The organism is Paenibacillus sp. yr247 (genome assembly GCF_900103825.1).
Lineage (GTDB): Bacteria > Bacillota > Bacilli > Paenibacillales > NBRC-103111 > Paenibacillus_E.
In genome coordinates this window covers 1-24012 of record NZ_FNIF01000029.1, presented here as the reverse complement: position 1 = coordinate 24012, position 24012 = coordinate 1, and the positions used below count along the sequence as shown (strand labels likewise).

Annotated in this window: 19 protein-coding genes and 5 tRNA genes; 5 read left to right on the top strand and 19 right to left on the bottom strand. The window is 45.9% G+C overall.

All coding sequences use genetic code 11. The features are described from left to right. Positions 1 to 11: 11 nt before the first annotated feature. From mglC to BLT91_RS26570, 6 genes are all read right to left on the bottom strand, one after another. A complete protein-coding gene (gene mglC, locus BLT91_RS26595; protein ID WP_090826791.1) occupies positions 12 to 1043 on the bottom strand; it encodes a galactose/methyl galactoside ABC transporter permease MglC in 1032 nt (343 codons plus the stop codon). A 19-nt stretch (positions 1044 to 1062) separates the two neighbouring features. Beyond that, complete coding sequence (locus BLT91_RS26590; RefSeq protein WP_090826790.1) at positions 1063 to 2580, bottom strand: sugar ABC transporter ATP-binding protein; 1518 nt, start codon at positions 2578 to 2580, stop codon at positions 1063 to 1065. 151 nt (positions 2581 to 2731) lie between these two features. Further along, positions 2732 to 3802 carry a galactose ABC transporter substrate-binding protein gene (locus tag BLT91_RS26585; RefSeq protein ID WP_090826788.1) on the bottom strand — a complete coding sequence of 357 codons (1071 nt, stop codon included), beginning with the start codon at positions 3800 to 3802 and terminating at the stop codon, positions 2732 to 2734. Between the two features lie 108 nt (positions 3803 to 3910). Further along, positions 3911 to 4891 carry a substrate-binding domain-containing protein gene (locus BLT91_RS26580; RefSeq protein ID WP_090826786.1) on the bottom strand — a complete coding sequence of 327 codons (981 nt, stop codon included), beginning with the start codon at positions 4889 to 4891 and terminating at the stop codon, positions 3911 to 3913. Positions 4892 to 4945: 54 nt separating this feature from the next. Further along, on the bottom strand, positions 4946 to 6673 hold the full coding sequence (locus BLT91_RS26575) for a cache domain-containing sensor histidine kinase (RefSeq protein WP_090826840.1): 1728 nt from the start codon (positions 6671 to 6673) through the stop codon (positions 4946 to 4948). Between the two features lie 80 nt (positions 6674 to 6753). Then, positions 6754 to 8412 (bottom strand): response regulator, encoded by a 1659-nt coding sequence (locus BLT91_RS26570; RefSeq protein ID WP_090826784.1) that lies wholly within the window; start codon positions 8410 to 8412, stop codon positions 6754 to 6756. A 267-nt stretch (positions 8413 to 8679) separates the two neighbouring features. Here BLT91_RS26570 and BLT91_RS26565 point away from each other — a divergent pair, with 267 nt between their 5' ends. The 4 genes from BLT91_RS26565 (at position 8680) to BLT91_RS30975 (ending at position 12511) form a co-directional block, all read left to right on the top strand. Then, positions 8680 to 9636 (top strand): AAA family ATPase, encoded by a 957-nt coding sequence (locus BLT91_RS26565; RefSeq protein ID WP_254777146.1) that lies wholly within the window; start codon positions 8680 to 8682, stop codon positions 9634 to 9636. Positions 9637 to 9639: 3 nt separating this feature from the next. Further along, positions 9640 to 10791: a DUF58 domain-containing protein gene (locus BLT91_RS26560; protein ID WP_090826782.1), complete on the top strand. Its 1152-nt coding sequence runs from the start codon at positions 9640 to 9642 to the stop codon at positions 10789 to 10791. Continuing rightward, positions 10754 to 12121 (top strand): DUF4129 domain-containing protein, encoded by a 1368-nt coding sequence (locus tag BLT91_RS26555; protein ID WP_090826780.1) that lies wholly within the window; start codon positions 10754 to 10756, stop codon positions 12119 to 12121. Before BLT91_RS26560 ends, BLT91_RS26555 begins: the two co-directional genes overlap by 38 nt. A 207-nt stretch (positions 12122 to 12328) precedes the next feature. Beyond that, positions 12329 to 12511 (top strand): hypothetical protein, encoded by a 183-nt coding sequence (locus BLT91_RS30975; RefSeq protein WP_141225086.1) that lies wholly within the window; start codon positions 12329 to 12331, stop codon positions 12509 to 12511. Positions 12512 to 12576: 65 nt separating this feature from the next. Here BLT91_RS30975 and BLT91_RS26550 read toward each other — a convergent pair whose 3' ends face one another. Next, a complete protein-coding gene (locus tag BLT91_RS26550; protein WP_090826778.1) occupies positions 12577 to 12846 on the bottom strand; it encodes a zinc ribbon domain-containing protein in 270 nt (89 codons plus the stop codon). Between the two features lie 14 nt (positions 12847 to 12860). Continuing rightward, on the bottom strand, positions 12861 to 13157 hold the full coding sequence (locus tag BLT91_RS32385) for a hypothetical protein (protein WP_090826777.1): 297 nt from the start codon (positions 13155 to 13157) through the stop codon (positions 12861 to 12863). A 63-nt stretch (positions 13158 to 13220) separates the two neighbouring features. Here BLT91_RS32385 and BLT91_RS26540 point away from each other — a divergent pair, with 63 nt between their 5' ends. Beyond that, positions 13221 to 14324: a hypothetical protein gene (locus BLT91_RS26540; protein WP_090826775.1), complete on the top strand. Its 1104-nt coding sequence runs from the start codon at positions 13221 to 13223 to the stop codon at positions 14322 to 14324. Positions 14325 to 14497: 173 nt separating this feature from the next. On the opposite strand, the gene BLT91_RS26535 is transcribed toward BLT91_RS26540, so the two are convergent. From BLT91_RS26535 to BLT91_RS26485, 11 genes are all read right to left on the bottom strand, one after another. Continuing rightward, the gene (locus tag BLT91_RS26535) at positions 14498 to 16492 is read right to left on the bottom strand and encodes a transglycosylase domain-containing protein (RefSeq protein WP_090826773.1); all 1995 of its coding nucleotides are present in this window, start codon (positions 16490 to 16492) and stop codon (positions 14498 to 14500) included. Between the two features lie 156 nt (positions 16493 to 16648). After that, complete coding sequence (locus BLT91_RS26530; protein WP_090826771.1) at positions 16649 to 17527, bottom strand: aldo/keto reductase; 879 nt, start codon at positions 17525 to 17527, stop codon at positions 16649 to 16651. A 148-nt stretch (positions 17528 to 17675) separates the two neighbouring features. Further along, positions 17676 to 19334: a thiamine pyrophosphate-binding protein gene (locus BLT91_RS26525; protein WP_090826769.1), complete on the bottom strand. Its 1659-nt coding sequence runs from the start codon at positions 19332 to 19334 to the stop codon at positions 17676 to 17678. A gap of 5 nt (positions 19335 to 19339) precedes the next feature. Further along, entirely contained in the window at positions 19340 to 21133 is a 1794-nt protein-coding gene (locus BLT91_RS26520) for a sensor histidine kinase (RefSeq protein ID WP_175532537.1), read from the bottom strand. 27 nt (positions 21134 to 21160) lie between these two features. After that, positions 21161 to 22051 (bottom strand): GGDEF domain-containing response regulator, encoded by an 891-nt coding sequence (locus tag BLT91_RS26515; protein ID WP_175532536.1) that lies wholly within the window; start codon positions 22049 to 22051, stop codon positions 21161 to 21163. A 49-nt stretch (positions 22052 to 22100) separates the two neighbouring features. Next, positions 22101 to 23138 carry an HD-GYP domain-containing protein gene (locus tag BLT91_RS26510; RefSeq protein WP_090826764.1) on the bottom strand — a complete coding sequence of 346 codons (1038 nt, stop codon included), beginning with the start codon at positions 23136 to 23138 and terminating at the stop codon, positions 22101 to 22103. 359 nt (positions 23139 to 23497) lie between these two features. Then, a tRNA-Pro gene (locus BLT91_RS26505) sits at positions 23498 to 23571 on the bottom strand. 25 nt (positions 23572 to 23596) lie between these two features. Next, a tRNA-Arg gene (locus BLT91_RS26500) sits at positions 23597 to 23673 on the bottom strand. 46 nt (positions 23674 to 23719) lie between these two features. Continuing rightward, positions 23720 to 23794: transfer RNA gene (locus BLT91_RS26495), tRNA-Gly, on the bottom strand. Positions 23795 to 23837: 43 nt separating this feature from the next. Beyond that, positions 23838 to 23917, bottom strand: a tRNA-Leu gene (locus BLT91_RS26490). A gap of 19 nt (positions 23918 to 23936) precedes the next feature. Next, positions 23937 to 24012 (bottom strand) — tRNA-Lys (locus BLT91_RS26485).

The following is a 24012-nucleotide window of genomic DNA, read 5'->3' as shown; positions in this document are numbered from 1 at the left end:
TTGGTGTTTACTTATTTGGAGTTCATGTATTTACGCATATCGAACGCTACCGCAGCGACGATAATAACACCTTTTATAATCAACTGCCAGTAAGGGCTGATGCCGATAAAAGTCAAACCATAGTTAATGACGCTGAAAATTAATACCCCTGCGAGAACACCAGGAACCGTTCCGATACCACCGGAAGTGGATACACCGCCGACCACACAAGCCGCAATCGCATCAAGCTCATACATATTCCCATAGTTATTCGTAGCACCGCCGGTTCTCGCTGCTTCCAGCACCCCGGCTAAGCCATACAAAGCACCTGCAATCGAGTAAATATAAATCAGATACCGGTTTACGTTTATACCCGAAACGGTTGCTGCATGAATGTTGCCGCCGATCGCGTACATGTACTTACCGAGCTTCGTTTTGTTGAAAACAACCCAGACGATAATCGCAACGACAATAGCGATAATGACAATGAAAGGAATCGAATACGTGGCGTCAGATCCAACAGATCCGGTTCCAAGTTTACTGAAGTCAGCTCTGAGACCACCGATAGGCTGTGACTGATTCGGTTTCATATCGAAGTAAAGCGAGTTGGCGCCATATACAGCTACCATCGTACCTAATGTTGCAATGAATGGCGGAACCTTTAATTTTGCTACGATAAGTCCATTGATCAACCCCACCAAAAGACCAGCTGCAATAGCAATGATAATAGGCAGAATCAGAGGCAATTCCGGTAGATCCGGGAAAAATCTGCGGCCATAATCCTGCGTTTGCAGCATGGAAGCGGAGATAACGGCGGTTAAGCCGACGATACGTCCTGTCGAAAGATCCGTACCCCCTGTGATCAAGATGAATGCAGCACCCAAGGCGATAATGACACGTGTGGATGATTGCAGCAAAATATCACGAAGGATATTGACGGATAAAAAGCGTGGATCATAAATTGCAATTCCGATTACTAGTACGACAAGTACGATGTAGATTGCATATTTGGTTACGAACCCACTAATGTCTCTGGATTTCAATGTCTCTGTTTTAGTACTCATGGTTTCTTGGCCCCCTCCATTATGCCATATGCTGTGCAGCAAGGCGCATGATCTCTTCTTCTGTTGCTTTATTTCCTTCTACAATCCCCGTAAGGCGTCCTTCACACATGACCATGATTCGGTCTGACATCCCAAGCAATTCGGGCATTTCAGAAGAGATCATGATAATACTTTTCCCCTGCTTCGCAAGGTCAGCAATGATGGAGTAAATCTCGAATTTAGCACCTACGTCAATTCCCCGTGTCGGTTCATCCAGCAGGAGCACGTCCGGTTCCGTGAGCAGCCATCTGGCAAGCAGCACCTTTTGTTGATTACCACCCGACAGATTCTTGATTAGGGCATGCATGTTCGGCGTCTTCACCCGAAGCATTTCGATACTTCGTTCGACTTCTTCTTTACGTTTAGCTTCATTAATGAAACCTAGCGGATTCATATATCTGTTTAAATTCGCAATAACTGTGTTCTCCAGAACCGATAATACAGGAAAAATACCGGTTACACGGCGCTCTTCTGTGAGCAGCGCGATTTTATGCTTAATGGCATCAATCGGCGACTTGAGCTTAACTTGCTTACCATTGATAGAGATGCTGCCGGAAGCAACTCCTCTCATCCCGAACAAAGCTTCAATCAGCTCCGTCCGCTGAGCACCTACAAGACCACCGACCCCAAGAATTTCTCCCTTACGAAGATCAAAAGATACATTCTTAAAAGATCTTGGAATGACAGAAGTTAGTCCCTCTACTTTCATTAATACACCGTTCGGTACATTACTTCGCTCAGGGAATCGTTCTTTCAAATCACGTCCAACCATCTTCGAAATGATCATATCGGTTGTTAGCTCAGATGATGCCCATGTACCAATCTTGGCACCGTCACGCATAATCGTTACTTCATCGGAGATTTCAAGAATTTCTTCCATTTTATGTGAAATATAGATGATCGAGACGCCACGACTTCTCAAGTCGCGAATAATGCGAAACAGCTGCTCGACTTCATTGCCTGTTAGCGACGATGTCGGCTCATCCATAACAATGACTTTCGAATTGAATGAAACAGCCTTGGCAATTTCAATGGACTGCACCTTGGAAACAGACAATGTTCCAACGAGTGTATCCGGCTTAATATCCATCTGGAGCTGTTTGAACAAGCTCTCTGTATCTTTGCGCATCTTCTTGTGATCCACTAATTTCAAAGGTCCGATACCTGTTAGTGGGAAGCGGCCCAACCAAATGTTCTCCATCACGTTACGATGAGGAACCGGGTGAAGCTCTTGATGGATCATTGAAATTCCATTTGCTAAAGCGTCCTTTGAATTTTGAATGGACACTACTTCACCATTCAGCATGATCTCTCCGCCATCTGGCTTATAAATACCGAACAAGCATTTCATCAGCGTCGACTTACCTGCCCCGTTCTCTCCCATCAGCGCATGAACGCTTCCTGGGCGAACCTTGAGGGTGACGTTATCCAGCGCTTTGACGCCGGGGAACTCTTTGGAGATTTGATTCATTTCCAGTAAATAGTCATGTACAGTCATGGTAACTCCCCCTACCAGCTCACGATAATCCACACAAAGTGAAGCCTTTCTTCGAAGCTTATTTCTCTTTACCTTTGTACGGGTTCCCAAATAAGGAAGGCAAGAGCGCAACGAAAGCTTACGTTGCTGCTCTTGCCCGCTTCTATTCGGATTACTTCGCTTCGTTCATGTTAGCTTTTGTAATCTTTTTGTAGGAAATCCATACATATTTACCGTCTGTTACATCATAGCCAGTTGTTTCTTTGCTTGGTGTTTGACCGTTAGCAAGCGCTGTTGCTACGTTCGTTGTTGCTGCACCTTGGTTTTTCGCATCGTTCAGAACCGTTCCGAGTAGTGTTCCGTCGGTAAGTGCTTGAAGAGCAGGAGCTGTAGCATCTACGCCTACAACCGGTAAGAATTTGTTGTCTTTGAAGTAGCCTTTTGCTTTCAAAGCTTCGATAGCGCCAAGAGCCATATCATCGTTGTTCGCAATAACAGCTTCGATTTTGCTTTCGCTGGAAGCAAGGAATGCAGCCATTTTCTCTTGACCTTTTACACGATCCCACATTGCTGTATCTTCTGCTACTTTTTCTACACCCATACCAGCATCTGTGATCGCTTGGATGGAGAACTTCGTACGAAGCTCAGCATCTTGGTGACCTGGTTCGCCTTTAAGCATTACGTATTGGATTTTACCGTCTTTGTTTTTATCCGCTTCTGGATGAGCTTTGAAGTAGTCAACTAGCAGTTGGCCTTCCATTGTACCGGATTGCTCTGCTTTAGCGCCTACATAGTAAACTTTATCCCATTTCTTCATGTCGTCAGCAAGTGGTTCACGGTTCAAGAAGACAACTGGCACATTTGCCGTTTTGGCTTTATCGATGATAACGCCTGCCGCTGTACGGTCAACTGCGTTAATCGCTAGAGCGTTTACTTTTTTCGTGATGAACAAATCAACTTTATCATTCTGTGTTGGTTGCGAGTTTTGGCTGTCAACGATATCAACCGTTGCTTTATCTTTCGCAGCATCAGCAATCGCAGCACGAACACCGGACATAAATGTATCGTCAAATTTGTAGATAGCTACACCGATCGTTGGTTTTTTGCCTGTGTCAGCTTTTGGCGTTGCTGCTGCACCAGTAGATGCCGCTGGAGCTGGAGTTGGAGTTGTTTTTGCACTAGAACAGCCAACTACGGTTGCAACAAGTGCACCGGCAACGGCAATGGTAAGAAGTTTTTTCAAGGTAAGACCCTCCCTAAAAGGTTGTGATGTGTATTTACATTTCTTACTATAAGGGATAGCATCCCCAAAACAAATGCAATATCCTCATATGTTCTATCGAAATTCTCATCACTTTATAAAGGGAAATAACAGCTTCTGATTATCCGACCAGAACATATTACCCAGGTCAATAGCTTTAATCCCGGTATCCACACGGCTGGGAACCTTCTTCCCTTTCGAAGCTTCAACCGCGTTCTTTACACCTAAATAACCGATACTGAATGGATTTTGAATAATCGTTGCTTGAATAACCCCCTCTTGCATCAGCTCCAACTCTTCGGATGTACTGTCAAATGTAATGATTTTCACCTTGTCCTGCAGATTCATACGCTGGATCGCATCCGCAACACCAATAGAGGAAATTTCATTCAGAGCAACAATTCCGTCTAATTGGGGATGCTTCTCCATAATGTTATGGGTAAGCTGTGCGGCAAGCTCGCGGTCGGTCAGACTATAAACCTTATCTATTACCTTAATATCTGGATATTTAGATATTTCATCCAAAAGACCTTGCTCCCGGAGCTCTGTATTACGCTCTCCTTGCTTAAAGCTAACAATCGCAATTTGTCCGCTCGTCCCAGCTAGCTTGATAAGCTGTTTTCCAGCCATTTGTCCGGCTTCATAATTATTGGCTCCGATGAAACTCTTGGCTTTACGTGTCTCCACTTCGGAGTCGATCGTGATGACTGGAATACCTAGCGTCGCCGCATCATCCACAACCTCAGACAATTCCTTAAAATCGTTAGCAGCCAACACAATGGCGTCAGGTCCGCTGCTGATTGATTGCTCCATCAAGGCGATTTGCCCCTTCACATCCGCTTCATCACCTGGTGCCCGGAAATCCAAAGTGACATCAAACTCCTTCGCGGCCACCTCGGCTCCCATCTTCACCGTTTTCCAATAATCGCCGTTTTGACTTCTGAGCACGACTTCCAAATGCTTCTTCTGTTCGGTCGGTGTCGTCTCGGTTTGTCTGGTACAAGAGGAAATGGAGATGACAGCGACCAGGACAGCAAACAGGAGGGGTATTATTTTCAATGTTTTATCCATGGTTTTTGCTCCTTAGAGTTTTGCTTTAGCAAAACTGGCTTCGTAAGCGTTATCTTATTCATCTACGAGTACTAAAGGAATCCAGATTTTGACGAGAGTTCCTTCTTCGAGCTCACTTTCAACCTTGACACCATACTCCGAACCGAAATATAACCGAATGCGCTCATGCACATTTCGCAGCCCAACGCCGGATCCCTTTTCACTTTTCACATGACCGGACAAAATGTTTTTGAGCGTTTCTTCCGACATACCCACACCGTTATCCCGAATCTGGAAAAGGATCTTATCTTTGATTTTACCGACCGATATGTGAATAATGCCTTTGTCCACCATATATTCAATGCCATGATAGAGCGCATTTTCTACAAACGGCTGCAAAATCAGCTTCAAGGTCTTGTAGGGCAGCACCTCATCATCCACCTGAATCTCGTAATCGAACTTGTCCTTATACCGCATCTTCTGAATGATCAAATAGTTGCGAATGTGCTCGATCTCTTCTCCAATGGTAATAATGTTTTTGCCCTTACTGAGGGAAATACGAAAAAATTTGGACAAGGAAGTAATCGTTGTGACGACCTCTTCATTTTTTCCATTTCCGACCATCCTAACAACAGAATTGAGTGTATTGTACAAAAAATGCGGATTAATTTGAGACTGCAGAACCTCAAGCTCATTCTTTCGCTTCGTCTCCTGCTCATGCATATTTTGATCCATCAGCTCTCGGACCCTTGAAACCATGAGATTGAATCGCCGCGAAAGCTGCTCCACTTCATCAGCGCCTCGGACATGAATATAGGTGTCAAAATAGCCCTTTTCGACCATTTCCATCGACTTCTTCAGCCGCTTGATCGGTTGTGAAATACGTGCTGACATGAAAGACGAAATCAACAAAATAAAAACAAGGACAATGACTAGAAGCCAAATCATAAACGTACTAATTTCCTTGCGGGTCGTAATCATCTCATCGAGGTAGGAGACACCAATAATTTTCCAACCAATGTTATTAACAGTCCTAACCACATTAAGCCGCGACTCGCCATTGCTGACATCCATGTACTTCCCATATGAGAATTTAAGCGCTTGTTCCACATTTTCATATTTCAAGCCAATATAAATAAGCTGCTGCTGTGGATGATACACGATGTTTCCAGCTGAGTCGTCAATGATGTAAACGTAGCCCTTTTTGCCAAGAGAAACCGTACGAAACACGTCATCCAGCGTCTTGAAATTAACATCCACAAGAAGCACCGCATCCTCCCACTTGCCATTCTTCTCAATGGAGACCCCTTTGCTCATAGAAACAACCCATTTATACGGATCCTTGAACAGGTTTTGTATATGCGGGAGTGAAAAAGTGAGATGGTTCGGATTATCCAGCGCAGACTTAAACCACGACTGTTCGAGTAGTCGCGTATTTTTACGCATCTCGGTCGTGTGGATACCAGTAACTAGTCCCCCATCGGCCGTAAATAGATGAATGGAGACAATATCCTCGCGCGTGCTTGCAATCGTTTCTAGCTGCTCGAGCAGCTTGTCCGAAGGAATACCATGGCTCTTAGTAATCTTTGCATCCACAACCTGGAAGGTATCAGCCATGCCTTTAATATAGTTTTCCAAGTTAAACTGTACCTGCTCGATCACTTGCTGGGTATTCAGAAAAGCACTCTCTTCCGCTGTTCTAGAAAATTTATTATAAAGCACCAGTGAGACGATCAACATGACAGTCACCGTGATCAAAATAAAGGACATCGTAATCGTAAACTGAATACTCTTCACCCTCATCGTATCCAGCAGTACATCATACAATGCCTTGAATAGCGTTCTCACTTTTCGATTCAATCTTTCACCCCCACTCCTTGAACTTAGAGCCCATTGGAACTATTATTGCGATACTCTTTTGGGGAAACACCGACATTTTTGCGAAAAGAGAAGCTGAAGTAATTGGCATCAGCATAACCAACCTTCTCGGCGATCGTAAGTAGCTTCATATCTGTGGAGCGCAAGAGCTCCTTGGCCGCTTCCATACGAATATGGTTCAAATAGTTCACGAAGGTCATTTTCGTCTCTTTCTTGAAAATACTGCTGAAATAACCCGCGCTAATATGTAGGTGGCCGCACACTTTATTAATCGTGATATCCCCTTCGTGATAATGGCTTCTCGTATAATCTTTGGCCATCTCGACCAGGTTCTTGTAAGTATATTGGCGATCCTTCGCGATATGATTCATGATGCTGGCGCACAACTCAGCAAGCCAATGCTTGGCTTCCTCCAAGGATGTAAACTTATTAATTTCTGTAAAAGGAATGAAATGATCGCCGAACACCTCATCGACATTCAGGTTCGAGTCCTTGGCGGCTTTGAGGATACAGGTCAATATTTCGAGTAAATAAATTTGGTAGTCCTTAACGGAAACTCCACCCTCTATCCCTTGAAAAAGCTCATCCATCGTCTCTCGAATCTCCTGATTCGTCCCGACCTTAATGCAGCGCGTCAAGGCGTGCTCCTTCACATCGTCAAAGCGAATTTTCTCCACGTTCCGCTTCTCCACATCATCGATGCAAATCATGCGGTTGTTGCCCAGAATTAATCTGTAATCAAGCGCCAGCACAGCATCTTCATACGAATAGCTGATCTTGGTTATGTCTTTCATGACAGTTCCAATACCCACGGTTAATGTAAACTTCAAATATTTCTCTACGTTCTGCCGCACTTCTTCCAGCACCTTCATCGTTTCTTGAAGCGCTGCTTCTCTATCTCTGCTCTCCCTAGTTGCTAATACAACGACTTGATCATTATGCATGAAAACAAGGCCAAGACTGTGTTTATCGGCAATTTCTTCCGTAATATTCAGCAGGGCAAAATATTTCAGCGCCTGATCCTCCGAATATTTCAAAGAAACGGACTTCGGCAGTTCGCCGCGATTCTCCAGGTCCTCTTCATGGATGAGTACCCCATCGATGCTCATAACGGCAACGACATAACGATTACCGCTGAGCTCAATTCCGTAGTTCGCCGCCTTCTCGTACACCTCATCGCGCGGGAGTTTCCGGTTCATCAGGGTAGCCAGAAAATTTTCCTTGAGCACAGGCATGCTCTTGCGGTAATGCTCCTTCAACAGCTGCACGTTCTCCCGATGTGCCACTTCCTCCTGAATCTGCTCCTTCACCTTAAGTAAAGCATTGATCAACTCTTGCGCAGAAAAAGGCTTCAGCACATATTCATCAATGTGCAGCTTAATCGCTCTTTGGGCATATTCGAACTCGTCATGCCCTGTAAGGATAATGAGCTTAATCGTCGGAAAGCGCTCACGGATCGCTTCTGCGAGCTGGAGCCCATTCATGAACGGCATCTGAATGTCCGTCACGACCACGTCTGGCTGCAATCTCTCTACCATTTCCAGCGCTTCTCTGCCGTTCTCTGCTTTCTCTATCACTTCAAAGCCAATCGCTTCCCAATTCACTTCACGGACGACACCTTCCCGCACGTCCTCTTCGTCATCCACTAATAGCAGCTTGTACATGTCCGTCCTCCTAAGAGTTTTGCTTTTGCAAAACTGACTTCGTAAGGATTCGCTTTCAGCTTCACATTCCAAAAGCTTTCTTCGTAAGCGTTGTCCTTTTTCACCATCATTGTACTAACTGCCTATGGAATACACAACTGGCTGATGAACGAATGAGGAAATAATGGTAAAAATCACCTCTTGTCTGTTAAAATTAAGGAGACATGCGCCTTTGGAAATTAGAAATCGACGAACCTTAATCACGTAAACTTTTAGGAGGTAAAACCATTGGACTTCGTACAAATAGGACGAATCGCTTCTCTCATTAAAGAAAACGTAGGTAAAGTCATTGTTGGGAAAGACGATACGGTCGAACTTATGGTGATTGCCCTCATTGCCTCCGGGCATGTGCTGCTCGAGGATGTCCCCGGCACCGGGAAAACGCAGCTCGCAAAAGCACTGGCCCGCTCCCTGGATGGTACGATGAAGCGCATCCAGTTCACGCCAGACTTGCTGCCGTCCGATGTAAGCGGCATCAATTTCTTTAACCAGAAGCTCGGCGAATTCGAATTCCGCCCAGGACCGTTGTTCGCTCACATCGTTCTAGCCGATGAGATTAACCGCGCGACGCCGCGCACGCAGTCCAGCTTATTAGAAAGCATGGAGGAACGCCAAGTGAGCATCGACGGGGAAACGCGTATGCTCGAAGCGCCGTTCCTCGTCATTGCCACACAGAACCCTGTCGAGAATCAGGGGACGTTCCCCCTGCCGGAAGCCCAGCTCGACCGCTTCCTCATGAAGCTCTCGCTCGGCTACCCTTCCGAGGCGGAGCAGCTCCAGATCTTGAAGCGTTACCAGCAGCATGATCCGCTCGATCAGCTGCTGCCGGTTGTAGGGCGTGCTGAGCTGCTAGAAGCTCAGTATCGGTTCACGCAGGTGCGCGTCAGCGACGAGCTGCTGCAGTACATCGTGCAGCTCGCCGAAGCGACGCGCACGCAAGCAGATGCCGCGCTTGGCGTCAGCCCGCGCGGCGTTCGCGCCTTGATGAAGTCGGCGCAGGTGTACGCGGCGCTGCGCGGCCGCGACTACGTGCTGCCGGACGACATCAAGGCGCTGGTCAAGCCCGTCTGGGCGCATCGCATCCTGCTGCGAACGCGATCACGCCAGCAAGACCAGCAGGTGCATGCACTGCTGGCCCATATCCTTGCTGTTACCCCCGTCCCTACGGAAGTGAAGCTGGGTTAGCCGATGGGAATAAGTTGGATTCTCATCATCGCTGTCGCTCTGTTCCTTCTCCAGCATGTCTTATTTGCCCGCTGGGGGTTTCGCGGACTGCGCATTGAACGTACCTTCAACCAAACCCATTGCCATGCGGGAGATGACATCGAGATGATCGAGACAATCATCAATCGCAAGCTAGCTCCAATCCCCTGGCTCCGTCTAGAATCAACGATTCATGCGGGGCTTCACTTCGCGAAGCAAAGCAATCTCGAGGTGAGCAGCGGGGCTATTTTTCAAAATCATAGAAGCTTGTTTAGCCTAATGCCCTATACAAGAATAGTCCGGCGCCACCGCATACGCTGTGCGAAGCGTGGGTGGTATAAGCTCGAAACGATTGCCGCTACGATCGGAGATCTGGTTGGCACGCAGGCAGCCACGACAACCCAGCGAGTGCAGATGGAGCTCCTGGTGTATCCCCCTTTGGTAAACAGGGATGATATACCGCTCCTCTCCAGCCAATGGCAAGGGGACATTACGGTGAAACGCTGGATTATGCCGGATCCATTCCTTGTTTCCGGCGTACGGGAATATCGCTTCGGCGATTCCATGAACAGTATCCATTGGAAGGCAACCGCACGCAGCCAAAGGCTCCAAGTATACCACCGGGAATTCACTGCAGATCCTAGGCTGCTCTTGATCGTAAACACCCAGATAACGGAAACGATGTGGGATGCTGTGACCGATCCCGAGCTCGTAGAGAAAGGTCTGTCGTATGCCGCCACACTGGCAGAACATGCTGTGAGTCAAGGCATTCCTGTTGGTTTCGGCTATAACGGTTGGCTGCATGGTCAACCCGGCGTTCCCGTGTATCTCGCCCCCGAGGGCGGCTGGCCGCATTTGGAACATCTATTCGAAACGATGGCGAAGCTTGCCATCTCCTGCTCCCGTTCCTGCAGCGACTTTCTCGAATACGGAATTGAACAGGAAGGGAGCGCGATGGACATCATCCTGCTGACAGCCTTCGTCTCTGCAGGGATGGAAGAAAGTATTGTGCGGCTTGAAGCGCTAGGGCATTCCGTCTTTATTGTTCCTTTGCAGCACAACCTTCTTGACCTTAACGATAAGGAGGTGAGTACTTCCCATGTTATCACCCATTCAGGCGCCTTCACAGCGAGTTAACCCAGCTATTCTGCTGAGGAAATTGAGCTTATCGATCTTATTCGGTTCAATCGAACTCATTATCTTCTTCCCCCTTCTGGTGCTGGCCCACATCTTTGTGTCAGAGGCTCAAATCTGGCTGACTTGCCTTCAATTCTTGCTCTGTTTTGTGATCGGCTGCTTTTTGGGGTATATGAAATGGCTAACACGTACTCTCTACGAGCTAGTAATCTGTCTGGCAGCAAGCTTTACGATAGCCTGCCTCCTGCAAGGGAACAATTGGCATGGCTGGGCATATGCAGCCATCGGTTTACTGCTCGCCTATCGCGGCATTCATTCCACCAAGGACGGATGGCTTTCGCTCTTCCCAGCGAGCGTATTTGTTCCCGCGGGTTTGATTTATTTCGCAGGTGTCCCGATTATGGGGCGCATAGCTCTCTTCCAGCCTTATATGAGCTGGATGAATGGATTCGGGTTCTGTTCGCTGGTTCTCTTTTTCTTTGTCATGAATCGCTCCCAGCTCCTTAGCGCCACGTTAGCTGGTACTGAACGCGCAGCAGCTTCGTCACTCTCTGAGACAGTGAAACGCTCCAGCCGCATTTGGTTAATCACATTAATTGTTTTCATCGCCATAGTTGCCTACTTCCAACAACTGAAGCAAGGCATCATCGCCCTTCTTCGTGCTTCGATAGCTTGGCTCCTGCGCCTTATGCAGTCCGAGCCATCGCCTGAAGTGCCGCCGCAGCCTAGTCCTTCAACACAACCGCCGCTGCTCCCGCCTCCTGCCCCTGCAGGCGAACCAAGCTGGTTGGATATACTGTTTCACTATGCCCAAGTTATTATCGGCTATCTTATCGTCATTGTCCTTATCCTAGGCGCTATCTATGTCATCCTATCTAAGCTGACACCTGTTCTGGTCTCGCTTATCCGGCGCTTACTGAACCGTTCACTTAGCAGCAGAAAAGGCGCGGAATCCGAGGGATTCACCGACGAGAAAGAAACCCTTCTGGCATGGAAGGAGCTGCCGCGCATTTGGTGGCAGCAAGCGATGAAGAACAGGTCTAAAAAGAAGAAGTGGTCACTTTTGCCGAACAATCGGGAAAGAATCCGCTTCCTCTACCGCGCGTTGATCCAGCAGGCAGCCATAGGCGGCTACACATATAACAAAACCCTGACCCCCAATGAAACAGAGAAGGAGCTAATGAACAAAGGGACACTGCCACAACAAAGCGTTCATGCCATTACCTCAGCTTATAACAAAGTAAGATATGGCGATGACGATGTATCTGATTTATTGCTTGATCAGGTGCTGCAAGCTGTTGACCCCAGCATTCGTAATCAATTGAAATAACCTCGTTTGCAAACAAAAAAAGAGACTGTGCAGCAACAAACTGCACAGCTCTTTTGGTGACCACTCTCGTGATGCTTATCGCGCCTCTTCCCACGTTTTCACTAAAAACAAAAAAATAGTCACATTATTGCAATCCGCCGCATATGCATAATTGTTTGAATACAATTGACAGAGGTGGTTTTGAGATGTTAGCGTTAAAAACAAGCTGTGAAAGAGAAGAAGTGGTTCAAACATTATGTGAAATGGGGTTGGATCAAATCGCAAAATGGATCATGGTATTACCTGAAGACAGGTGGGAAAGCATGTTTCTTTCGACATGGCCAACACTTGCGAAAAAATGCGGCTTCAACAGATAGCTGCTTTTACATAAACATACGAAAAAGCCCATGATGGCATCCGCTCTTTGCGCTCCTTGCATAGAGCTTTTTTTGTCGTCATGGCTGTCGTCATATAGCTTATTTGTTAGGTGACCATCTTTGCAGCTTATGGATATTTCTCGTAAAGAGCCCCGTTAGAAACCGGGGAAACCCAAACTCAACCAGCTTCTGTTTCACTCGGTCCTTCATCTCGTCTGCTGTTAAATCAGGTAAAGTGAATTCACCGTTCTGGTAGCAATGACTGCAGTATACCTTACTCTTTATTCCTGACTTCTCTGTTCCTCCGCCTTGCTCATCCCGAGCGAGAGGCATCCCGCAGCTTTGACAGTTTTTGTAGACAGCATCCATGTTCTTCAATCCTCCTAAAAGCTTCTCCTATCTATCATACCAAGGAAGCAATCAAATGCAATGCAATTCGGGGTATTAATCCTGACCGTAATATCATCCTGATCGTGGTGATTCAGCTTTTTCAGGCCTCTTTCTTGCCATAGCTGATACGCATACAGGATAAATGCTATTCCCACCATGATGAAATAGATGTGATAGTGCTTCACGTTGATAAGCTCCACTGACCCCAACTTTTCGCCTCGTCGAAGATATGCATAGCCCCATGGAAAAATGGAATACAGGCTCCACCAGCACTGTGTTTGACTTTTCATCGATGCGGGGTACCGTCCCAAAACCACCTTTTAAACCGAAAGTTGTTAGTGGAGGTGCACATTATGCGCAAAAGATTAACATTTACAATCATTTCGATTACCCTTGTGGCTTTGATGCTTTGTGGGTGGACGGCCTATGCGGCAACCTCGCCTAACACATCGATTTCTACTTCCGTAACGGGTACATTCAAAGCTGTCAGTTCGGATGCAGTCACTGTAATCACAGATAAAGGTGATCAAACGGTTCCTTTAGCAAAATCGGTATGGGTTTACCGAGACGATCAGAAGGCCAAGCTGGCTGATTTACATGCTGGGGATCGAATCGAATTAATCGTGAATAGCAAGCAGCAGGCAGCTTATGTAAAAGCGACTTCAACCGGATCACCAAAGACCGAAGCGGTAAAAGTACCTGCAGCACCAGAGCCAACACCATCGCCTACGCCAGCCACTTCAGGAACGAATGAGCAAGCGGCAGCAACTGTGACCAAAGAACCTGTATCCACAACACAGCCCTCTTCCCAAAAGGACCAAGAGGTTTATCCTGACTTAGAGGACATCGATCTAAAAGTGGATGGCAAGCATTTAAAGCTGCATATTGAGCAAACCAAAGGTTCGAATGGCATCTTGTATGATCTGAGTATAAAGCCTGAAAAGGCCGGTACGATTCATCTCAAGGGGAACCAAGCCGCTGTTTGGATCAAAATGCTGCTCGCTTCCGTCGACCTCAAATCTTCTGATGCTGAGAAGGTATTAGCGCAGCAGCTTGCCGAGCACTATGACTTGGATGCGAGCAAACTGAATATCCAAATAAAGATGAAATGGCAGCAAAAACTAGCGCCTTCTAAGCAAGAGCAGCCGGTTTCGCATGAAAATGAGCAAAATCAAGAGGGCGAGCATCAAGACAAGGATGACCACAAAGACGACAGCAAAAGTACAGACAAAGATCAAGATAAAAGCGTTGTAACTATTAAAAGCAATGACAGTAATAAAGACAAACAATTAGTTAATGACAAAAACAATAAAGAGGACGATGACAAAGACGAAGATAACAACAATAAAAACAACAACAACCATAAAAACAAAGAGCACAAAAACAATGAACGTTCAGGGAAACACGATGATCGCCAAAAGAATGAGAAGCAGCGTGGAAGCAACCACGATGATTAATTACGTACATCAGATTTAGGCATTTCTCAGTCTTCTAAGCCCCAAATGGCAAATATTAGATGTGCTTTATGCAGGTTCTGCCTTTCTGCAGCCTGTTTATGAACAAAAATGATGCAGTTTTTACAGTAAAAAGCCGTCGATATCCGAAAAGGAGACCGACGGCTTTTTGCTGCTTATTTTTTCTTACCTTTGCCATGCCCATGCTCAGAAAGCTTTTTATCCTCCTTGTCGGATTTTTCCGCAGACTCAGATGAATACGAGGACATTGCCGCTGGAGCCTCTGCCGCCATGATCGGCATATCAAATGGAACGACAGGTGCTTGAGCCAAAGCCCGATTCATAATTTCTCGAAATAAGATAGCAGGAACAGCACCGCCGGATGTCGTTAAGTAATGCGCTTTGTCTGTTCGGTCATAACCAACCCAAACAGCAGCCGTTAGCTCAGGTGTGTAACCGACGAACCACGCATCTTTGGCACTGCCACTGCTTAAGCCTTCGAATTCCTTCGTCTGTGGCAGCTGTGTTGTGCCCGATTTACCCGCAACAGGACGGTTCATCGCAGCGTTCTTGCCTGTTCCCTGCGCTACTGCCACTTGAAGCATCGATGTCATTGCATAAGCCGTCTCTGGCTGCATGACCGGTACGCCCTTCAGTGTGGCCCCAACGAGCACATGACCGCTGCTCGTCTCGATTTTTGTGATGGTATGCGCTTGGTTCAGAATGCCTTTATTTGCAAATGCGCTAAATGCTTGCGCCATTTGAAGCGGTGATACCCCCTCCGAAAGTCCGCCAAGCGCGATGCTGAGTTGACGATCCTGTGCCGGTAATGGAATGCCCATGGATTTAGCAAATTGGATGCCACGATCAATGCCAATCTCATGGAGAAGCCAAACGGCGGGTACATTCCAAGAAGAGACAATCGCCTCCTGCATCGTCACTTGCCCTCTCGTTTGGTGATCCCAATCTTGGGGCTTATAGCCTTCGATGTTTAAAGGACCATCATATAAGGTGGAATATGGTTCATAGCCTTTCTCAAGCGCTGGACCATAGACAACAATGGGCTTAAATGATGACCCTGGTTGTCTCTTTAACTGTGTTGCATGACTGAACCCGCGGAAGACCCCTTCTCCTCGTCCACCTGCTAAAGCTCGGATCCCACCGGTTCGCTGATCTACGATTGCAGCACCGCTTTGAATAAGCTGGTCCGGTTTGCTTTCCGGAAATAGGCGCTCGTCCTTATAAACCTCCGCAACTGTGTTCTGTATTGAGGGGTCAAGCTCCGTTGTGATTCGCAAGCCTCCCGTCAGCAGCTGTTCTTCCGTAAAGCCATACACGTTAACCGCTTCGTTAATGACCGCATCAACGTATGCCGGATAGCGCCCCTTCAGATCATTTCCTTTGTCAGATTTCACGACACCCAGCGTAGAAGCCTTCGCTTTCTCGTAGGCCTGCGCCGTTATTTTGCCTTCATCGCGCATCAACACCAGCACGGTATTCCTTCGCTCTAGTGCCTGATCTTCATCCTGAAAGGGTGAATACCGGCTAGGAGCCTTAGGAAGAGCCGCTAGAACCGCTGCCTCGGGCAAGGTTAAGTCCTGCACATTTTTGTTAAAATACGTCCTGGCCGCCCCCTGAACCCCCCAACTCCCTTCCCCGAAATAAATACTATTGAGATACATTTCCAGAATTTCATTTTTACTGTACGTCGTGTCGATTTTGATCGCGTACGCAGCTTCCCTTAGTTTGCGCCCCAGTGTTTTGTCCGCATTTAGAAACAGATTACGAGCCAGCTGCTGTGTGATCGTACTTGCTCCCTCGGAATAGCTGCCTCGCAGCACGTCTCGAGCTACAGCACGGAAAATGGATTTTATATCAATACCCGTGTGCTCATAGAATCTTCTATCCTCCACAGCCACAACAGCATCCGTAAGTACCTTCGGCATTTGTGAAATCTGCACAGGATCAATCTTCGAAGCCGATAGCTGCGCCGCCGCCTTTCCGTTCTTATCGAGCACAAGCGTTGCCTCTGGCAGCGGCTGATTCAACTTCGAAACATCAAGCCCGCGAATGTATGAATAACAAGCCATGAAGACGGCTATACCTCCAACCAACACAATACCGCAGCTAATTTGCCAAAACCGTTTCCTTTTCCAAAATGATATGATCATCTTATCTTCCCCCTTATGTCCGCTTATAGTTATTCGCAGATTTCCTGATGTTAACGACGCATAAGGGTTACGAATTCATGTCGATTTGCACGAATATAGTGCTAAAATAACGCAAAAAACGCGCCTTTTCCACATGGAAAGAGACGCGCTAGTTATTTATGCGATCGAGGTTGGAGCTCCGAAAATAGACGTATATCCGCTGATACTGCTCAGGATACGCTCCGCTTCCTCGTTATCCATGGAGCCATATCGCTCCACAGCATCGACGATTTTAGGGAACAAATGAATATCTCCTGCGCTTGCGAACCCGCACACTCCCGGGAAAGATAACACAAAATGCACACAGGCATCTATGATCTGCTGCTGATCAAAGGGCTCATACCAAGTCGTATAGGGACGTTTCTCCCCTTCAACCCATGGAGCCTTAGCAATCGCTTTAATAACCCTTACAGCCGCGTTCTGCTTGTTCGCCTCCTCCATGAGTGCATCGAATGCCTCCCGATACTCCGGCAATCCATACATATAATAGTTAAGCGGCAGCAGCACGGTTGCGAAGGGAAACCTATTTAGCGCTTCCAAATGAACGGTTGGCGCATCATGCCCATGTCCAGTAATGCCAATTTCCTTAACGAGGCCCTCCTCTTTCGCTTCCAAGGCAGCTTCGAGAGCACCGCCCTTTTCCGTGCAGCGGTCCAATTCTTCCATAGTACCTACCGCATGCAGTTGAAGTAAGTCTACAGAATCAACCCGCATCCGTTCCAATGAGCGATAAATTTCTTCCTTCGCTTCCTTCTTCGTTCTTTGCCCTGTTTTCGTAGCCAGGAAAATATCATTGCGTACTTGGCTAATCCTTGGGCCCATTCTGATTTCCGCATCCCCATAGCTGGCCGCCGTATCAAAATGGTTAACACCATGCTGCAAGGCAAAAGAGATGGATGCATCCGCTTCCTCTTGGGTCACACTCCCGAGACTTGCGGCACCAAACATAACGACTGAGCTTTCGTAATTCAAACGACCTATTGTTCGTTTCAACATGGATGAAGCGCCCCTTCCTTATTGATCTTGCTTATCCTTACCATATCATTTACTGGGCCAAGAATATAGTCCCTCTTCTGGCTATAAACAAAAAAGCTCTTGGATAAAAGCATCCAAAAGCTTAACGCCAAGTCTTATGTAACCCCAATTAATAAGTTGCCCCTTGCAAGAACTTCACTCTTTCACCCATAGGTGGAATTTCGTTGCCTTCTACAATCACTTCAACGACGACAGGACCTCCATGAGATAACCACTCTTGTACATGGCCCCCCTGCAATTGATCAATTGATCTAACCTCGGCATGCCGCAAGCCAAGTGATTGGACAACACCTGCGATACTTACTCTCTCTTGGGAGAAATCTTCCAGGCACCTTTTATATTGCAGCATGTGACCATGATAAACCATCCCTAGTCGGGCATTGTTAATGACGACGAAAAGAATCGGAAGCTGGTATTCCTTGGCAGTTAGCACCTCTAGACCATGCATGAAGAAACAGCCATCGCCTGTAATGCAGATCGTTGGACGATTTGGCTCGGCTAGCTGGGCACCTAAGGAACCACCGATACCCGAGCCCATCCCTCCGAAATTGATGTCGATATCGAACTCTTGACCACTCTCGATCAATAAATTTTGGATCGAGTACGTCATGAATTCACCGATATCCAGGAAGAAGCGAGCATTCTTCGGTGCAGCAGCACGAAGTCGACGGATTGCTGCCAACGTATTCCATTCCTCATCGCCCTGTTCATATGCTGCGGCTGCTTCAGCTAATCCTTGGAAGACATCACTGGCATGAGCTATATCTTGACCGTCTACCGAGAACTGATTTAACAACTCTGCCATGACAATTTTTATTTCTCCATGCACAGGATAGTGGGTTTCATAGCATTTTCCCAATACACTTTGATCATAATCGATGTGAATGAGCTCTTTGCCTGCAACCAGCCGCGACTCCCAGTTGCTTGTCGCTAGCTCTCCTAAGCTTGAACCGATGATCAGTAATACATCATGACCGCTGCCATTCAAGTATTCGCTTGCTTTGATATTGGCTGACAAGCCGTATACGCCTAAGGAAAGCGGGTGATTTTCCGGGAAAGCCCCTTTGCCGCGAGGCGTTGTAGCAACTTTCCAACCTATCGTTTCAGCAAATTGTACGATGCTGTCGGAGGACGCTTTAGCGCCATTTCCCAATAAGATCGCTCCATGGAGACCAGCAGCTTTTATCCGCGTTGCAGCCGCCTTAACAGCTGACGAATCCATGACCGGCTGCTCGATTGGCGGTAACACAGGAAGTTCTCTTACCCCAATGTCCGTCATTTGAATATCGATAGGAATTGCCAAATGAACAGGACCTGGTACACCGCTAATCGCTGTATGATAGGCCTCAGCCAGAATGTCTGGCAGTTGATGAGGGTCTAGAACCGTTCGGCTCATCTTCGTAATCGATGCAAAGATCGGCTCTGCATATAGCTCTTGTGCCCCGCCCTTGCCCAGTTTGGTTGATGGAACCGATCCTGTAATGAAAATAACAGGAAGCTTCTGCTTCCAAGCATTCGCAGCTGGCGTAACCAAGTTCGTCGCTCCCGGTCCACTGGATGCCACGCAAATCGATGGAATACCGGTAATTCTGGTATATGAACCAGCCATGTAACCGGAGCTGTTTTCATGCTTAGCTACAATCGGCTTAAGCTCAGGAATGTCCAAAAGGGCGTCATAGATCGCATTGATTGAGCCTGCTGGAATACCGAAAACATATCGCACACCTTGCTGCACTAGGAATCTCAATCCTACTTCAATCGCCCGCATATTGGTTACTCCTCTCCTATAGGTAAAGTAAATTTAAATACTGAACCTTCGCCTTCCGTGCTCTCGAACCAAATCCGGCCGCCATGCAGTTCAATGAGCTGCTTAGAAATCGCAAGACCTAAACCCGTTCCATTAATTTGATTATTGGCTTGATAGAACTTAGTGAAAATATTTTTCTGCTTCTCAAAAGGGATACCAATCCCGCTATCATGCACTTCAACTGTAAGTAAAGTTTCCTCAAAAATGGTTTTTATCGTAATAACACCTAATGGTGGTGTAAATTTGATCGCATTGGAAAGTAAATTCAATAGAATCTGCAGGATACGTTGTTTATCAACTCTTACAACCGTAACCATATCCGCATCTGATTCAACGACTAGAATTAATTTCTTCTTATTAATCAAAGACTGCACGATGTGGACAGATTCCTGAATAATTTCTTTGAAATCAGCTTCCGTATACATCAATTCAAACTTGCCGTTCTCCATTTTAGCGAAATCCAGCAATTCATTCACTTGATCTAACAAACGCTCAATCGACTTGGCCGCTATATCCAGCAAATCCTTCTGTGACTCGTTGAGATCACCAAGAATTCCTTTCCCTAGAATATCTACAGATCCTTTGACAGCTGTAATCGGCGTACGCAGCTCATGAGAAAGTGTTGCGATGAAATCACTTTTCAACTCATTCAGATGCTCTAATTCTCGCACTAGACCTTCTAGCTTGAAGTTAGCATGCTGTAATTCGATGGAACGCTCATTAACGGATTGGTCTAAAGTCTCCGTATGCTGAGCATTGGATAGTGCTGTTGCTGTTGCATCAGAGATCGACTGACAAAACTCCAATATACTTGCTTCATACTTCCTAGGCTTACCGATAGATGGTATCGCAACGACACCGTAAACGGAACCTTTAGCCACGAGCGGAAACACCATGATACTCCGGATATCAAAAGAAACGAACGCTTTATGATTAGGCCGCGGATCCGCGTACACATCCTCGATGGCCGCTGCTTTTTTTTCTGTGATAACTTCATATAACAGGCGGTCATTTTCAATCGTCAACTTGACTTCTCTATGTTTAACCTTCCATTCGTCCACTGTTACATTCTCAGAAGACAATTGATAAGGCTCAATCGTATGCTCTTTTTCATTGTACAAATGAATTCCGATATCCTTAGACCCACTGGCTTTCCGCATGTAATGGAAAAAAGTGTTCAGAACATCTTTAACAGACAGTGACTCCGATAAAGCTTTCGTCGCATCGAGAAGCAGCTGCTGTTTCTCCATCAAAAGCTGTCGCTGCTCAAACATACGAATGTTACGAATGGCCACACTTGCCATATTGACGAAAGCTTCTGTAACTTCCATCTGTTCTTGTGTAATATCCATTGGTTTACCGAAATCATGAACGAAAACAAGGCCAAACACGTCATTATCCACAATGACGGGAATTCCGAGTATCGATTTGATTTTCAACAACTGTCTCTTAGATTGATCTAATCGTAGATCACTGCTGGTGTCCGAAATATAATCACTGGACTGATTGCGTAAAATATCCCTCACAAACTCGTCTTCCTTCGGATCAATAAGCAGCTCCGTAATATCTACAGGCAATTTATTGCCTTTATAGCCTTGAAAAGTGCCATCCGGCTGCTTCAGGAAAAAACCAACAAGATCCGCCTGTGTAATCTCCCCCGCAATAGCGTCAACGAAAACCTGCAGGATTTCTGACATTTCGAATTGCGAATTAATGACTTTCGTCATCTGAAACAATTTTTGAAAACTTATCAGTTCCATGACCATGCCTCACCCATTCCCCTTTAGTTAGCGAATCTTTATTTGATGTCTTCCACTATTCTTGGCTCCGAGAAGTGCTGAGTCTGCTTGTGTGATGATTTGAACAAATGAGGAAGGGTCGAAATTAGTTGTCAACCCGATACTCACCGAGAATTCCTGTGATCTATTTGGTGCCAAACTAACCTTTAAGCTGTCAACCGCCTTAATAATATTGTCTGCAATCTCTAGGCAATTCTCTTCATTCTTCAGTAAGACCAAGTACTCGTCCCCGCCATATCGAAAGGCCAAATCGTTTTCCCAACAGATTTTCGACTGTATGATCGCAGCTACTTCCCGCAATACTTGATCCCCAACCAAATGACCAAAACTATCATTAATATCCTTGAAATAATCCATGTCAACCATCATAGCTGCATGAAATTTCTTGGTCCCCTCTTTGATCATCCGAATAATAATTTCTAAGTAGGCCCGATTATATAAACCAGTTAGTGCATCCACATACACCAGTTTGGCTAGCTGCTTATTATCCTTCTTCAAGGTTTTAAGTTCCGCTTTTTGTTGGAGGGCAATCTCAACCTTTCGTTCAAGCACATCCAGATCGAATGGTTTGGTCAAATAGTCGATTGCTCCTAATCGTAGTCCATGTAAAATGTCTTCTTTCTGGGCATTGGCCGATAAGAAAATAATAGGCGTGTCAAAGTCATTTTCGGCTATCAATTGTTTGCAAATTTCAAATCCTGTAATTTCAGGCATCATCACATCGAGCAAAATCAGATCAGGCGTATTTTCTTTTACCATCGAAAGAGCCTCTTTACCATCCTCAACTGTGAAAATTTCATAGTGCAAAGAATTCAAAAATATACGCAGTATATTTAAATTATGAGGTTCGTCGTCGATGATAAGAATGCGACCGTTCATTAATTTATCCCATCTTTCATTACTAAAATAGTTATTATTTGAACTATACTCATCCATTCATTTGCATTTGTTCATCGATGATATCTAAGAAAACCCGCACTAACTTCTCATCGAATTGTTTGCCCGCGTGAATGCGCAATTGTTCTCTGACTTCATGCACGTGCAGCGAATCCCTGTAGACCCTCGTAGAAGTCATCGCATCGAATGCATCTGCTAGACTTACAATACGCACAAGTACAGGTATATCCTCACCGATCAGATTGTCTGGATAACCTGTTCCATCCATGCGTTCATGATGCCATCTAACGATAGGAAGAAGATGCTCAACATCCGGCAAGTCCTTCAGCAGTTCATATCCGATCATTGGATGTTGTCGAATGACATTAAATTCCTCATTCGATAACCGTCCCGGTTTCATTAAAATATGATCAGGAATGGCTATTTTCCCAATATCATGTAAAAGGGCCCCTAACTTCAAACGTTCCAGATCAACCTCACTTACTCCGGCCTTCGCCCCAAGTAAAGAAGAGTAGAAAGCAACATTGTAACAATGATCCACAGTGAAGCTATCTTTGACTCTCAACGTATTAAAAAGGCTTTCGTATGCTTTCTGCTTTAACACTTGTCTCCGAAATTGAATCTTCTTAATCAATTGCTCCATATGCAGCTTAATGAGATTGCACAGATGCAATTGATCGTCCTTAAGGTGAATATCGGAAGGAAAGGAAAATAGTAAAGCCCCATACGAGGGACCATGCTTTATATGAAATCCGTAGATACATTGGTATTCACTCAGTATAAGATAATCTTTTATCGCACTTTCAGCCTCATGCACCGATAAACGTGAACCATCCGGCATTCGGGAAAAAAACTGGGTTTTAAGAACTATATGCTGTAGCTGTTTCATGACGGCCGTACTAATATTAACCGAATAAGACGCTGGGGTATGCTGTTGTTTCTCATCCATAAGAAAGAGAGAGATATGCTCACAGCCAATTATATTCTTGGCGATATCGCTCAACTGCCCGATCGACTCGAAGATAGAATCAGAATTTATCACATTTTTGAAAAACAACGAATTCTGCATAGATGTACCTCTTATTCTTCTCAAGTAAACTTCCCCAACTATTTAATTAGTATTAGTTCTTCTTATTAAGGAGATTCTCCTCTATTAGAAAAGAGTATTTCCCATTATTTTAATATATTTTAACTAAAAAAGTTATAATTACACACTTTTTGTGGCTTTTTGGAGGCTACGGCCGTCGATTAATGTCAAATAACTTATCGTAGAACACGACAAAATGAAAGAGGCCATCCGATTTCCAAATGAAATGGGCTGACCTCTTCTAGTTATAAAGTATAAAGGTGTCAAAAGCGTATAATCATCGTGCAAAAAAAAGCATAGCCAGAGCAGCTATACCGCTATCTGACTACGCTTATTGTTTATCGGGACGACACGATTTGAACATGCGACCCCCTGCTCCCAAAGCAGGTGCTCTACCAAGCTGAGCTACGTCCCGAAACTACTATTTCTATTTTAAAAGATGGCGCGCCCTGAGAGATTCGAACTCCCGACCTTTTGATTCGTAGTCAAATACTCTATCCAGCTGAGCTAAGGGCGCTTAGATAAATGCGAAGCATTTATAGCTTCGTAAGCCTAAACTTAAATGGAGCGGAAGACGGGGATCGAACCCGCGACCCTCGCCTTGGCAAGGCGATGCTCTACCGCTGAGCCACTTCCGCATAGGGATCCCCAAGGCGTAAAATACTCCTTGGGGATAATTGATGCGCGTAGAGGGACTTGAACCCCCACGGTCGCCCGCTAGATCCTAAGTCTAGTGCGTCTGCCAATTCCGCCATACGCGCATGCTGTAAATAAGGCAAATGGTGAGTCATGTAGGATTCGAACCTACGACACCCTGATTAAAAGTCAGGTGCTCTACCAACTGAGCTAATGACTC